At 50.9% G+C, this 12,218-nt stretch carries 16 protein-coding genes; 7 read left to right on the top strand and 9 right to left on the bottom strand.

Features of this window, described 5'->3' with window-relative positions; all coding sequences use genetic code 11:
• Positions 1–24: 24 nt before the first annotated feature.
• Positions 25–624 (bottom strand): lipocalin family protein, encoded by a 600-nt coding sequence (locus E6Q52_RS06695; RefSeq protein ID WP_292820170.1) that lies wholly within the window; start codon positions 622–624, stop codon positions 25–27.
• A gap of 134 nt (positions 625–758) precedes the next feature.
• Here E6Q52_RS06695 and E6Q52_RS06690 point away from each other — a divergent pair, with 134 nt between their 5' ends.
• Entirely contained in the window at positions 759–1,205 is a 447-nt protein-coding gene (locus E6Q52_RS06690; protein ID WP_292820167.1) for a glycine zipper domain-containing protein, read from the top strand.
• Positions 1,206–1,279: 74 nt separating this feature from the next.
• On the top strand, positions 1,280–1,705 hold the full coding sequence (locus E6Q52_RS06685; protein ID WP_292820164.1) for a bacteriocin: 426 nt from the start codon (positions 1,280–1,282) through the stop codon (positions 1,703–1,705).
• A 41-nt stretch (positions 1,706–1,746) separates the two neighbouring features.
• On the opposite strand, the gene E6Q52_RS06680 is transcribed toward E6Q52_RS06685, so the two are convergent.
• The 3 genes from E6Q52_RS06680 to E6Q52_RS06670 all read right to left on the bottom strand — a co-directional run bounded on the left by E6Q52_RS06680 (position 1,747) and on the right by E6Q52_RS06670 (position 3,907).
• Positions 1,747–2,721, bottom strand: a complete 975-nt coding sequence (locus E6Q52_RS06680) for a diguanylate cyclase (RefSeq protein WP_292820161.1) — start codon at positions 2,719–2,721, stop codon at positions 1,747–1,749.
• 107 nt (positions 2,722–2,828) lie between these two features.
• Positions 2,829–3,152 carry a quaternary ammonium compound efflux SMR transporter SugE gene (sugE, locus tag E6Q52_RS06675; protein ID WP_292820158.1) on the bottom strand — a complete coding sequence of 108 codons (324 nt, stop codon included), beginning with the start codon at positions 3,150–3,152 and terminating at the stop codon, positions 2,829–2,831.
• 38 nt (positions 3,153–3,190) lie between these two features.
• The gene (locus tag E6Q52_RS06670) at positions 3,191–3,907 is read right to left on the bottom strand and encodes a 16S rRNA pseudouridine(516) synthase (RefSeq protein WP_292820155.1); all 717 of its coding nucleotides are present in this window, start codon (positions 3,905–3,907) and stop codon (positions 3,191–3,193) included.
• Positions 3,908–4,510: 603 nt separating this feature from the next.
• Between E6Q52_RS06670 and E6Q52_RS06665 the strand changes: the two genes are divergently transcribed.
• Positions 4,511–5,305: an RNA methyltransferase gene (locus E6Q52_RS06665; RefSeq protein ID WP_292820150.1), complete on the top strand. Its 795-nt coding sequence runs from the start codon at positions 4,511–4,513 to the stop codon at positions 5,303–5,305.
• A 6-nt stretch (positions 5,306–5,311) separates the two neighbouring features.
• On the opposite strand, the gene E6Q52_RS06660 is transcribed toward E6Q52_RS06665, so the two are convergent.
• The 3 genes from E6Q52_RS06660 to E6Q52_RS06650 are packed head-to-tail and all read right to left on the bottom strand — an operon-like array spanning position 5,312 to position 7,414.
• Entirely contained in the window at positions 5,312–6,184 is an 873-nt protein-coding gene (locus E6Q52_RS06660; RefSeq protein WP_292820147.1) for an Hsp33 family molecular chaperone HslO, read from the bottom strand.
• Between the two features lie 35 nt (positions 6,185–6,219).
• Positions 6,220–7,092 (bottom strand): tRNA glutamyl-Q(34) synthetase GluQRS, encoded by an 873-nt coding sequence (gene gluQRS, locus E6Q52_RS06655; protein ID WP_292820144.1) that lies wholly within the window; start codon positions 7,090–7,092, stop codon positions 6,220–6,222.
• Between the two features lie 13 nt (positions 7,093–7,105).
• Positions 7,106–7,414 carry a DUF3301 domain-containing protein gene (locus E6Q52_RS06650; protein WP_024929275.1) on the bottom strand — a complete coding sequence of 103 codons (309 nt, stop codon included), beginning with the start codon at positions 7,412–7,414 and terminating at the stop codon, positions 7,106–7,108.
• Between the two features lie 81 nt (positions 7,415–7,495).
• Between E6Q52_RS06650 and E6Q52_RS06645 the strand changes: the two genes are divergently transcribed.
• Together E6Q52_RS06645 and E6Q52_RS06640 are read left to right on the top strand one after the other, a co-directional pair.
• On the top strand, positions 7,496–8,170 hold the full coding sequence (locus E6Q52_RS06645; protein ID WP_292820140.1) for a hypothetical protein: 675 nt from the start codon (positions 7,496–7,498) through the stop codon (positions 8,168–8,170).
• 205 nt (positions 8,171–8,375) lie between these two features.
• Positions 8,376–9,566, top strand: a complete 1,191-nt coding sequence (locus tag E6Q52_RS06640; protein WP_292820137.1) for an ammonium transporter — start codon at positions 8,376–8,378, stop codon at positions 9,564–9,566.
• A gap of 90 nt (positions 9,567–9,656) precedes the next feature.
• Here E6Q52_RS06640 and E6Q52_RS06635 read toward each other — a convergent pair whose 3' ends face one another.
• Both E6Q52_RS06635 and E6Q52_RS06630 read right to left on the bottom strand, forming a co-directional pair.
• Positions 9,657–10,166 carry a BON domain-containing protein gene (locus E6Q52_RS06635; RefSeq protein WP_292820134.1) on the bottom strand — a complete coding sequence of 170 codons (510 nt, stop codon included), beginning with the start codon at positions 10,164–10,166 and terminating at the stop codon, positions 9,657–9,659.
• A gap of 223 nt (positions 10,167–10,389) precedes the next feature.
• Positions 10,390–11,496, bottom strand: coding sequence for an NADH:flavin oxidoreductase/NADH oxidase (locus E6Q52_RS06630; RefSeq protein WP_292820131.1), 1,107 nt, complete (start codon positions 11,494–11,496; stop codon positions 10,390–10,392).
• 110 nt (positions 11,497–11,606) lie between these two features.
• On the opposite strand from E6Q52_RS06630, the gene E6Q52_RS06625 reads away from it, so the two are divergent.
• A complete protein-coding gene (locus tag E6Q52_RS06625; RefSeq protein WP_292820127.1) occupies positions 11,607–11,918 on the top strand; it encodes a helix-turn-helix domain-containing protein in 312 nt (103 codons plus the stop codon).
• A gap of 118 nt (positions 11,919–12,036) precedes the next feature.
• A partial coding sequence (locus E6Q52_RS06620; protein ID WP_292820124.1) for a transposase occupies positions 12,037–12,218 on the top strand: 182 nt, incomplete at its 3' end.

Below are 12,218 nucleotides of genomic sequence, written 5' to 3'. Positions count from 1 at the left end.
CTCAGCGGTTTAACCAGGCAAGAGTTAGTGATGCTGGGGCACCACATGTCGACCGGATTCGTACTCAACCTGGTTGGACTGGCGGATGAACAATAATTGATCGGTTGCAAAGCCCAAGGCTTTTGCTTTAGCCATCAGGTGCTGTTTGATCGGATAAGTGAGTTGTGGCGTGCGTGACAGTATCCATAAATAGTCGCGACCGCTGCTAACTAATGCGTAATTGTAGTAAGGCTGGTCTAATTCAAGGATGTTGTAATCGCCATAAAACGGGCCAAAAAACGACACTTTGAGTCGACCAGTACGGCTACCATCTGCGTTCGCTGGGTCCGCAAATTTAGCTTTGCCGATGGCTTCGCTCCAGTCGTTTTTATCGGGATTAAATCCACGGTTAACGACCTTAAGTGTGCCATCTGCTTGCAAGCTGTAGGTGGCTGTGACTTGTTCCAGCCCTTTTTCAAAGCGGTTATCCAGCCTGGCAATTTCATACCAGGTGCCGACATACTGGTTAGGATCAAAACGCTGCACAACGGCTTGCTCAGCTTGTGGCGGTAAGGGCGCTGAGCAGCTTGTCAGGACAAGTGCAAATAAAGGTGTAAGCAGGGCTGACAAACGAATAACTGACATATGATAATCTTAAAAAGGTGATGTATTTACACTAAGAATGTCCTAAAGACAGTTTAAAATAACATAGATTCAATCAAGTCGATTCAAGCAAGCCGTTTATCTAGGTAAACGGTTGATTAACATAAGGGAAGATCATGAAGTTTTTAACATTATGCGGGGTATGGAGCGTGTTGGCTTTACTGTCAACACAAGTGATGGCAGATAACCTTGAGACCGGTCTCGGCGGCGGCGTCGGTGCCGCGGCGGGTACCGCGGTGGGCAGCGTGCTCGGTGGCAGCACGGGTGAAGTCATTGGTGGTGCCGTGGGTGGTGGCCTGGGTGGCGCAGCGACCACCGGTCGTGCAGGGCGCACCGGCGCGATTCTTGGCGGTGCTGCTGGCGGTGCGACAGGTGCCATGGTTGGCCGCAAGGTCAGTGGCACGACCACCGGTGCGTTAGTGGGCGCTGGGGTTGGCGGTGCAGGTGGCGCGGTAGTGGGTAAGGTGATTGACGAACCCGATCCATACCAGAGAAGTTACCGCGGTAAAAAAGGGAAAAGACATGGCCATCATCATGGTCGTGGTCACCACGGTCATGATTAATATAGGGTCCATGATTAATACCGGGTCATGATTATTAACACAGCATCATTGCATGTTGATGCAGGAGTCTATGCATGAAAGTCTGGATATTAGCGATCAGCCTGCTCTGTATGACGCATGTTGTGCAGGCACAAACTTGCAATAACCAAGCCGTCGCCGCTAGTGGCGTCGGTGGCCTCGCGGGTTCTGCCATTGGTGCAGTGATGCTAGGTCCTGCCGGAGAAGTCTTAGGTGGCGCGGTGGGCGGTGCTGTTGGTAGCGTGGTTGCCAATGGCGGCAAGACGCAACCGGCGACCATGCTGGGTGGTGCGGTTGGCGGTGCTGGTGGTGCGATTCTAGGGCGTGGTTTAGGCGGCGGCCGTTTATTAGCCATGATTGGTGCCGGGCTCGGTGGCGCCGGTGGTGCCTGTGTGGCGCAGCAATCCGGTAAAATACATAGTGCTAAAAAACATCCCGCTAATCATGCCACGGCCAAAGCTCAAAAACTGTTGGGTGGTTAGGTTAAGTTAGCTGCGCCTGCGCCCAAAGTTGGCGCAGCCACCTACTTGCTGGAGAGTGCTGCGGTGGATTTTTTTAATTGATACATCAGCGCATCGCCCTCAATCAGCAGTTGCTCGACTGATTTCGGCACCTCCGGATCAAACTCGACAATGCCCTGGGCAAACAAGATTTGATAAGGCTGACGCTGTTGTTGCCTGATTAAATCTAGCTGATTGCGCAGGCGTTGTGTGAAAATATGCGCCTCTTGCTGGCGAGTAGACGCCAGCAGAATCACAAACTCATCGCCGCCCAGTCGGGCAAAAATATCGGAACTTCGCCCCATTTGCTTGAGAGCCTTGCCAAAGGTCTGCAAGCTGCGGTCGCCTTCATCGTGACCATAAGTATCGTTGATGAGCTTAAAGTCATTCAGGTCTAAAAATACCAGTGAGGCATAGATTTTATAGCGGCCAAAATAACTGAGATATTTTTCTGCGAGCATGATAAAACCACGCCGATTACTAAGGTCGGTGAGTTCATCCATGGTGGCCAACTCAATGGCTGCTAGTTCGCTTTCAACCATGGCTGCCAGGTCATCCAAGTCCTCAATATCCCTGGCACTGAACGCACGCGGTTGCGAGTCAATCAGGCACAGCGTACCAATCTTGAAGCCATGTGTGGTGCGTAGCGGCCTGCCAGCATAAAAGCGAATATGTGGCGCCGCGGTGACGAGCGGGTTATCGCAAAACCTGGGGTCTTTGGAGGCATCATGAATCACGAATGTATCGTTGCCCAAAATGGCATGTCCGCAAAAAGAAATATCTCTGGAGGTTTCTTGCATAGGCAAGCCGATGCAAGACTTGAACCATTGGCGATTAGTATCCACTAGGCTGACCAACGCAATCGGCACGTTAAACATGCGCGTCGCAATTCTGGTTAAACGGTCAAAGCGCTCTTCTGCTTTGGTATCCAAAATGGCCAGCGCACGCAGTACGTGCAAGCGCTCGACTTCATTTGCAGGGGTTGCCGGTATTTGCAAAACACTCCATCCTGTCTAGGCAAATTATGATGATAACGCTTTTTTAAAGCGGACAAAATCTAGACAACTGTGTCGCCAGCTTAGTTTTCACATTCACCTAGTTTTGCTTAGGGATGCGTTGTCGCCAGCTTTAAGCCAATAATGCCCGCCATAATCAAGCCCAGGCTGACAATGCGCAGCGCCGATACTGGTTCGTTAAACAGCCAAATACCGCCAATCACGGTACCAACCGCGCCTATACCCACCCAGACCGCATATGCCGTACCTACCGGCAGCGACTTGACGCACAGGCCCAGTAGCCAGACGCTAATGACCATCGCCAGAATGGTCCAGAATGACGGCCAAAAGCGCGTAAATCCATCGGTATATTTCAAGCCGATTGCCCAGGCCGTTTCAAACAAGCCAGCAATTACCAGGGTTAGCCACGTCATAGAATTTCCTTGTGAGTGATGTGATTACAGAGCGCACATTAAGACTGAACAGCGATTAAATCCTCTGCAGACAGCCAGCGCCACTCGCCCGCTGCCATGGTGTCAGGCAATGTCAATTGACCAATTTTGATGCGCTTGAGTGCCTCTACACGGTTGCCAATCGCAGCAATCATACGCTTGACCTGGTGGTATTTGCCTTCCGCCAGCGTCATATGAATCACCGTGGTCGACACGCTGGTCACCGCCAGTGCGGTGATGGTTTCTTCTTCATCAAGCAGTTTCACGCCGGACAGCAAATGCGCAAGGTCAGCCGCACTCAACGCGTGTTTGCAAGTCACTTCATACACTTTAGGCACATGATGCTTGGGTGAGCTGACTTTATGGATAAATTGCCCATCATCCGACAGCAGAATTAAACCAGTTGTGTCTTCGTCTAAACGGCCTATACATTGAATACCGCGCTCAACCAGCGGCTCAGGCAGCAGGGTATAAATGGTTGGGTGAAACTGGGTTTTGTGTGTGCATTCATAATGTGCAGGTTTGTGCATCATCAGATAACTATGTTCGCGGTATTGCCAGGCTTCACCGTTGACGGTGAAATGCAGCGTGTCATCCAGTGCGAATTTAGCGTCCGGATCATCGCAGACTTCACCATTCACGGTGACCTCTTCGTTGACGATTAAAATACGGCACATCTTGCGCGTGCCAAAGCCCTGACGATGCAGGATACGTTCTAAATCTAATGTTTTTGCCATGACGAGATTATACGTGAATTGGATAGGGGCTTTAGCGTCACAAGTTTGGTGATGGGCGAGAAAGTCATTCTTTCATTTATCTTTATAAGCTGTTTTCGTCATTCCGGCATTGGCCAGAGTCCCGGCGTGGAGAGATTGCGGTAAAAGGGTATTCTTTGAGTGGTTGTTGTAGGTTGGGCATGGATGCCCACGCGGTTGTGGTTTTTTGTAATGTTTCTTTTCGCTTTTCAGCGAGTTACTTTTCTTTGCTTGCACAAAGAATAAGTAACCAAAAGAAAGTGCACCCCAGCTTCCGCTTGTTTCCTGCGCTACTCGGCTTGCCGGGCGGTCATCGAAACTCGCCCTAGTGGCTTGCACACTGCGCAAGCCACTAGGGCGAGTTTCGTGACCGCTTATTTTGTTGAGCAACGCAAGGGAGCCGCAGGCCGTGATGGCTGGGTGCCCTCTTCTTTGGTTACTTTCTGAGGGGCAAGCATCAGAAAGTGACTCGCCGAGAGGCGAAAAAGTAAGTCACATGAGCCCACAGAAGCAAAAATTGAGGAAAATGATGTTTCTTCATAATCCCCAAATCAGCCATCAAACCAATTCACGTATAATCTCGCCATGGCCTTCAAACACATTACCTCCCGCGATAATCCCGTTTTTAAACAGCTACGCAAACTGCTCGATCAGTCGCGCGAGCGTAAAAAAACAGCGTCAACGCTGCTTGAGGGCGTGCATTTAATCGAGGCGTATTATCAAACCTATGGTGAGCCGCGGTTGTTGATTATTCCAGAAGGGCATAGCACGGTTGAGGCGACTGGGTTGATTCAGCAATTGTCTGATGTGGACACCATGTTGCTGCCGACGTTGATGTTTGCCGAACTGGCGCCAGTGGCATCTAGCAGTGGCGTGATGGCGCTGGTGGATATTCCTGAGCCAGCCTTGCCTGAGCACGTGGATTTTGCCTTGTTGATTGAGGATATTCAGGACCCGGGTAATTTGGGTAGTATGTTGCGCACGGCGGCTGCGGCGGGCGTGCAGGTGGCTTACTTGAGCAAGGGCTGCACCGATGCCTGGTCACCCAAGGCTTTGCGCGGCGGGCAGGGCGCGCAGTTTGTATTGCCGGTGGTGGAAGCGGTGGATGCGATTGAGGTGGTTAATGCGTTTGCCGGTAACACCCTGGCGTTGACCATGCAGGGTGACAGCTTGTATCAGCAATCCTTGCGTGAGCCGGTCTTGTTTGCGGTGGGTAACGAAGGCGCGGGAATTTCTGCGGCCTTGCAATCTGCCGTGAGTACTTGCATTACTATCCCGATGGCGCATCAAGGCACTTTGGCGCTGGAGTCGCTGAATGCGGCGGCAGCGACGGCGGTGGCGCTGTTTGAATGCCAGCGCCAACGCTTGCTGGCGGATTAACTATTTTTAGTGTGTGACCTCGTGGTCATCATCTTCGTCAAATAAGCCCAGCGCTTCTTGCTCGTCGACCACATAGTGTTTGTTACAAAAATCGCACTGAATCTGCACGCTGCCTTGTTCTTCAATGATGCTGCGCACTTCGGCCACGCCCAGCATTTGCAGCATATTGATGACGCTGGTTTGTGAACAACTGCAAAATGCGAGCACTTCGCGGCCACTAAACAAACGCACATCTTCTTCTACAAACAGGCGTTGCAGCAAGGTAACCGTGTCCAGGTTTAACAATTCCTGGTCTGTCACCGTGCCTGCCAGGTGTTGCACACGGTTCCAGCAATCGAGGTCGCTTTCTTGCTGTTGCGGCAGTTTTTGCAGCAGCAGGCCTGAGGCGCGTTCGCCATCTGAGGCTAACCACAAACGCGTATCAATTTGTTGTGAGCGCAGCATGTAGTTTTCCAGCATGCTGGCGATACTGTCGCCCTCTAGCGGCACGATGCCTTGATACGGCTCGCCCTCTTCTGGCATCAGGGTAATCACTAGTTGCCCTTGTTTGATCCAGTCGGTGAGCTGGTCGCCAGGTAACTCACTCCCAACTTTAGCCGTGGTTCGAATATTGAGCTGTGAGGTACATTCCACCACCAGCAGTTGCAGCGCGCCCTGACTTTGTAATTGTAAAATCATCTTGCCTTGCATTTTTAACGTGGCAGTGAGCAGCACGCTGGCGGCAGTAAATTCGCCGATGACTTTTTTCAGCGCTGGTGGCAATGTCTGGTGCTCCAGCGCAGTCAGCAGGCTTTGGTCTAGCTGGACACAGTTGCCACGCACGGCTGACTGCTCAAAAATAAACGGGTGTAATTGGTCTTGGTTGCGATCTTGGTTCATATGGCTATTTTACCATTGTGCGGCCAGGCAGATTGTTAACGGCGGGTAATTTTCGGCAACTGCCAGTGCGCGATGGCCCATTGCCATAGGTCTGCTACTGCGAATGACTGCACATCGGCGGGGAGCGTTTGTTTTAAGAAGCTGAGTGCGGCGACAAGCGTTGCGACAACATTATCCTCTGGTAAGGCGGTCGCTAAAGTCTGTTTGCTCAGTTTTTGGCCGTCAGCATTGAGTACCAGTGGAATATGTGCGTAGACCGGTGTTGGGTAGCCCAGTAATTGTTGCAGGTAAATTTGCCGCGTGGTGGAGTTGAGCAAATCTGCCCCACGCACCACATGCGTCACGCCTTGCAAGGCATCATCCACCACCACTGCTAATTGATAGCTGAATAATCCATCGGCGCGTTTCACCACAAAGTCACCAATGTCACTCGCCATCTGGTGTTGCTGCTGGCCTTGCATCTGGTCTGCAAAACGGATGGTTTGCGCGTCTGTTTTAATGCGCCAGGCAGCGGCGGCGCCGGGTTTGGTGGCATGTTGCAAACAGATGCCAGGATAAATGGCACCTTCTATGCCGAGCAATGTGCTGGAGTCAGCAATTTCCTTGCGTGAGCAAGTACAGGGATAAGCCAAGCCACGTTGCTGCAATTGTGCCAGGGCGGTTTGGTAGTGTGCACTGCGCTGGCTTTGATAAACAATGTCGCCATCCCACACAAAGCCATAGCGTTGCAGGGTACGAATGATGTCATCACTGGCGCTCGCCACATGCCGTGTTTGGTCTACGTCTTCTATGCGCAACAGCCATTGCCCGCCACGGCTTTTGGCATCGCAATAACTGGCGACTGCAGCGACCAGTGAGCCAAAATGCAAGGGCCCGGTGGGCGAGGGGGCAAAGCGGCCGACGACCATGTTTGAGTGGGTATTATTGCGCTGCGTAGGGTGGAATGTGCCAGGCCACCAGTTGCGCGCCGCGCAGTTGCAAATGGCAGGCCATACGCTCCACGCCCTGGCTGGAGACGTCAAAGGTATACGTGCGCTGCAATTGCATACGGCCATTGCCATCGCGGGCAAAGCCGACGCGCGAGCAGGCAACGGTTTCGTCTAAAAACTGCAAATGGCAACGCTCTGCCAATTGACGGCCTATCTTTAACGCCGCTTCGCGTTTGGCCACAGAGTCCATCCAAAACCATGCACCCGCGATTAAAATGGCTAATAAAGCCCATTCAGCCATTGTTGTTCTCCCATAAAGCGATCAAAGGTTTCAGTGTATGATGTTTCAAGTTCATATTCCTCTATATCAGTGCAGCCTGTCATGAGTTCAAGTCGCGAAGCAGACGCTATTCAAGCTTATTATAATTTATTGCATGGCAAGGGCGCGGATGCTGCCATTATGGCGCAACGCGATGCCTTACTGGCAGAGTTAACGCCATTGCTGGCAGGCCAAGAGTCTACCAGCACCGCCTATCGCCAGGCGGTTGACGATTGCCTGGCCGATAAACCGGCGCAACGTTGGCCGGAATTGCTCGCTATTATCCGCGAGTTTTATCCGTTTTGGCGTGGCGATGTTAAAGCGGTCATGCAATACGCAGATACAGTGGGATTTGAGTTGCACCCCATCAGTTGGCAACCTGCCGTCATCGACTTGCAATCCGTCTGGCCAGCCTTGCAGTCTGAAAAATTTGAAACCTCGGAGTTGTGGGCGCTCAATGGCTATGTGAAAGCGCTTAAATCGATGGAGCACAAGCAGGAGATGGACATCGAGCTGCGCACGCGGATGGCCAAGCTGATGCTACTGCGTTTGCGTGAAGCACCGATGACAGAAAAAAATGCTTTCCGCATCACTGCCGATGCCACTTTACCTTTGTTTAACCTCAAAAATACCCGCCACCTGTTTTTAAATGCTGTGCGTGAGTTTTACTACTTTTGGGCGGCGCATCCCGATGCGGTTGAAATGCTCAAACAGCTGCAACCGCCCGAGATTATGTAAAAACGCACCAAAAATGTGCAATGCACTTTAGTTGGTTCGTTTTTGGTGCGTTATGCGGGTAAGCTAAAATCTCCTGCCTTTAAAATCAACCACATACAAATGGTCTGATATTTGCTTTCCACATGCGCAATAAAAAAGCGTGCCGTAAGGCAAAACGCGCCTATATAAAAAACTTTTGTATAAAAACTATAGTTCGGAGAGCGAAATGGAAGCATTAGTGTCAGCGAATGACGTCTTGTTTGTATTGCTTGGGGCCATTATGGTGCTGGCGATGCATGCCGGGTTTGCCTTTTTAGAAGTCGGCACCGTGCGTCAAAAAAACCAGGTCAATGCCCTGGTTAAAATTATGGTGGATTTTTGCGTGTCTACCATTGCCTATTTTTTCATTGGTTATAGCATTGCTTACGGTATCAATTTTTTCAGCGGCGCCGATGTCTTGGCGGCGAAAAGTGGCTATGACCTGGTCAAATTCTTTTTTCTGCTCACCTTTGCCGCAGCCATCCCAGCCATTGTCTCCGGCGGCATTGCTGAACGCGCCAAATTCAACCCGCAAATGGCCGCAACCTTTTTAATTGTCGGTTTTGTTTACCCGTTTTTTGAAGGCATCGCCTGGAACAACCATTTTGGCTTTCAAGACTGGTTAAAAACCAGCTTTGGCGCTGGCTTTCATGACTTTGCCGGCTCGGTGGTCGTGCATGCCATGGGCGGCTGGATCGCGCTGGCTGCGGTGGTGTTACTGGGCGCGCGCAATGGCCGCTATACCAAAGATGGCCGCTTGCATGCCTACCCACCGTCAAATATTCCTTTTCTCGCTTTAGGCGCCTGGATACTCACGGTCGGCTGGTTTGGCTTTAACGTCATGTCGGCACAAGCAATTCAAAATATCTCTGGCCTGGTTGCCGTCAACTCACTCATGGCCTTGGTCGGCGGCACCCTGGCCGCACTGGTGCTGGGTAAAAATGACCCAGGTTTTGTCCACAACGGCCCTTTGGCGGGCCTGGTCGCCGTCTGTGCTGGCTCTGACGTCATGCACCCGTTAGGCGCATTAGTCACGGGTGCCGTGGCAGGCTCGCTGTTTGTATGGGCGTTTACCGTCACTCAAAACCGCTTAAAAATTGATGACGTACTTGGCGTCTGGCCACTGCACGGCTTATGTGGCGCCTGGGGTGGCATTGCCGCTGGTATTTTCGGCTGCTCAGCATTAGGTGGCATGGGTGGCGTCAGTGTGATCAGCCAGATCATCGGCACGCTGGTCGGCGTGACCATTGCCCTGGTCGGCGGTGTCATTGTTTATGGCTTGATCAAGAAAATGGTTGGTATTCGCTTAGATGCCGAGTCAGAGTTTGATGGCGCAGATTTAAGTATTCATAAAATTCCGTCAGTGTCTGGCGATTAAATCTGATCTCAAGACTTCGATGCACTTTCACTGCATTCCATAGACAACGGCCTCCAAATTGGAGGCCGTTGTGTTTTCTGGCGTATGCAGTTAGCTTTTAACTTCTAAACTGTTCTTCACCGCTTTCACACCTTCAATTTTTGCGACGATTTTCTCTGCTTTTTCTTTCATCGCGGCGTTTTCAACAAAACCACTCAGGATCACTTCACCTTTGTAAGTTTCTACACTGATCTGTAAGCTCTTGATATCTTTGGCTCTCAACAATTCTTCCTTCGCCTTAGTGGTAATCAAACTATCATCCACCACGCGAGACACGTTTTTCTTAACGGCCTTAGATTTATAAGTGGAATACTCGTCTTGATTCAAGGTGCCATCCTTATCTACATCCGCCTTGGCAAAGTGCTTTTTGGTAAAAAGCTTATCTTCTGAGGCTTCGGTGTATGAAAGCAATCCATCCCCTGATTTATCAAGCTGATTAAATTCAGTAGACAACGGCGCTTGATTGTCTTTGATTTCATCTGTATCGAAAGCCATCGCATGGGTTGAGGCAATACAAATGAAAGTCGCTGCTAACACGTTGGTTTTAATAGATGTTTTCATGATATTTTTCCTTAGTTGATGAAGGCACAAAACATTGCTTTATAAATTTGTCTTGTTACTATCCATACTACGGCGATATGTTTATTCACAACATCCTCGCAATGCTGATTCGGCTGTCAGTGGGCGCTGACAGCCTTTAGCTTTTTTAAGCCTTAAAACGATATCAGGCCGATATAAAAAAACCTGCCAGAAGGCAGGTTTTTTGCACGGCACACGCGTCGTCTTAGTCTTGGGTTGGGCTGTGATACCTTGCCAGCCAGTGCGCATAAGGCGCAGGCAGCACCCAGGCTGCGTTTTCTTTGCCGAGTTGCTTGGCAGCGAAATAGGGCCAATTCGGGTTTTCGAGGTGGGCGCGGCCTATCATGGCCAGGTCCAGCTCTTGTTTGCGGATCGCGTTGTCTGCCAATGACGGCGCACCAAAGCCCCACGCGGATGACACTGGAATACCGGCCTCATTACGTACGCGCTGGGCAATGGGGGCCAAAAATGCCGGTCCCCAGGGGATATTGGTTTCAGGGATTGTGAAGCCGACACTCACACTCAGCATATCCAGGCCGCGCTGTTTCCAGGCTTTCACTAGCTGAATCGACTCACTCAAGGTTTCTTCATCTTTGCCATCGTATTCAATGACGCCAAATCGTGCGGTCAGTGGCAGGTTTTCTGGCCACACATCGCGGATGGCTTCCAGAGTTTCGATGGTGAAGCGCGAGCGGTTCTCGAAACTGCCGCCGTAACTATCGGTGCGTTGGTTAGAATGTGCAGAGGTAAAACTTTGTCCGAGGTAGCCATGCGCAAAGTGGATTTCCAGCCACTCAAAGCCTGCATCCCGCGCACGTTTGGCGGCGGCCACAAAGTCAGCTTTTACGCGGTTGATATCTTCTATCGTCATTGCTTTTGGGACACGTGGCAAATCACCACCAAAGGCAATCGCTGACGGGGCGATCGGTTGCCAAGCGCGCGGATCATTTGCTGGCAGATGGTCGTCGCCTTCCCAAGGTTTGTTGGCACTGGCTTTGCGGCCAGCGTGTGCAATCTGGATGCCAGGCACCGCACCAGCCGCTTTAATGGCCGCTGCAATTTCACGCAGTTTTTCAGCTTGTGCATCATTCCAGATGCCCAGGCAACCCGGCGTGATGCGGCCTTCAGGCGCCACACCTGTGGCTTCTACAATCACCAAGCCGCTGCCGCCGCGTGCCAGGCTGGTGTAATGCGCCAAATGCCAGTCATTCACCAGGCCGTCTTCGGCCATGTATTGGCACATCGGCGGAATCGCGATGCGGTTTCTGAGCGTGACATCCTTTAATTGGTAGCTGGAAAATAAATCTGCCATCATCATCCTTTGGGCGTGTTGAATTGGTTAATCAAATCTGGTGTTAACTTCTATTGTTCGAATATAATCGAACAATAGAATAATATCAAGCCCTCAGGTAAAATTATTAAATGCGGCAAATAAAACATCCCAATATTGATCAAGTCGAATTGACCGACATTATGTATGCGCTGTCTGACCCCACGCGGCTTGAGATCGTCGGGCAACTGGCCAATGCTGGGCGCAAAATGACGTGCGGTGAGTTTGACTTGAATCGCCCTAAATCCAGCCTGTCGCATCACTTTAAAATTTTGCGCGCAGCCGGATTAGTCGAAACCTTAATTGAAGGCACCGAGCATATGAATGCGCTGAGGGTGGCAGAGATTGAGCAGAAGTTTCCTGGGGTGTTGCAGTCGGTTTTAACTGCACTTAATAAATCATAACAGTATGATTTATTGTTGAAAAACACCTCAAATTAAGAGGTGTTTTTATTTTGCAGGTTTGGACTTCACCCGCTCTGCTAGACAAATCATAATGTCTAAAACAAACGGAGTAAGTTACATGAAGGGTATCAGATACACGGACGAGTTTAAGTTCGAAGCTGTAAAGCAAATCACAGAACGCGGTCATGATGTCGCGGATGTTGCTCAACGCCTTGGCGTATCAACAAAGAGCCTTTACAAATGGCGGCATGAAATTGAGCTTCAAAAGCGCCCTGGAGTGAGCGCAGATGTTGTCGCACT

The organism is Methylophilus sp. (genome assembly GCF_008015755.1).
GTDB lineage: Bacteria > Pseudomonadota > Gammaproteobacteria > Burkholderiales > Methylophilaceae > Methylophilus.
The sequence above is the reverse complement of the archived record's forward strand: the minus strand, read 5'-3'. Positions and strand labels throughout refer to the sequence as shown.

What these genes read in the sequence shown, in the direction of transcription:
- E6Q52_RS06695 (WP_292820170.1), bottom strand. Translation starts at nt 624, where the DNA reads ATGTCAGTTATTCGTTTGTCAGCCCTGCTTACACCTTTATTTGCACTT.
- E6Q52_RS06690 (WP_292820167.1), top strand. Translation starts at nt 759, where the DNA reads ATGAAGTTTTTAACATTATGCGGGGTATGGAGCGTGTTGGCTTTACTG.
- E6Q52_RS06685 (WP_292820164.1), top strand. Translation starts at nt 1,280, where the DNA reads ATGAAAGTCTGGATATTAGCGATCAGCCTGCTCTGTATGACGCATGTT.
- sugE (WP_292820158.1), bottom strand. Translation starts at nt 3,152, where the DNA reads ATGACGTGGCTAACCCTGGTAATTGCTGGCTTGTTTGAAACGGCCTGG.
- E6Q52_RS06670 (WP_292820155.1), bottom strand. Translation starts at nt 3,907, where the DNA reads ATGGCAAAAACATTAGATTTAGAACGTATCCTGCATCGTCAGGGCTTT.
- E6Q52_RS06665 (WP_292820150.1), top strand. Translation starts at nt 4,511, where the DNA reads ATGGCCTTCAAACACATTACCTCCCGCGATAATCCCGTTTTTAAACAG.
- E6Q52_RS06660 (WP_292820147.1), bottom strand. Translation starts at nt 6,184, where the DNA reads ATGAACCAAGATCGCAACCAAGACCAATTACACCCGTTTATTTTTGAG.
- gluQRS (WP_292820144.1), bottom strand. Translation starts at nt 7,092, where the DNA reads ATGGTCGTCGGCCGCTTTGCCCCCTCGCCCACCGGGCCCTTGCATTTT.
- E6Q52_RS06650 (WP_024929275.1), bottom strand. Translation starts at nt 7,414, where the DNA reads ATGGCTGAATGGGCTTTATTAGCCATTTTAATCGCGGGTGCATGGTTT.
- E6Q52_RS06645 (WP_292820140.1), top strand. Translation starts at nt 7,496, where the DNA reads ATGAGTTCAAGTCGCGAAGCAGACGCTATTCAAGCTTATTATAATTTA.
- E6Q52_RS06640 (WP_292820137.1), top strand. Translation starts at nt 8,376, where the DNA reads ATGGAAGCATTAGTGTCAGCGAATGACGTCTTGTTTGTATTGCTTGGG.
- E6Q52_RS06635 (WP_292820134.1), bottom strand. Translation starts at nt 10,166, where the DNA reads ATGAAAACATCTATTAAAACCAACGTGTTAGCAGCGACTTTCATTTGT.
- E6Q52_RS06630 (WP_292820131.1), bottom strand. Translation starts at nt 11,496, where the DNA reads ATGGCAGATTTATTTTCCAGCTACCAATTAAAGGATGTCACGCTCAGA.
- E6Q52_RS06625 (WP_292820127.1), top strand. Translation starts at nt 11,607, where the DNA reads ATGCGGCAAATAAAACATCCCAATATTGATCAAGTCGAATTGACCGAC.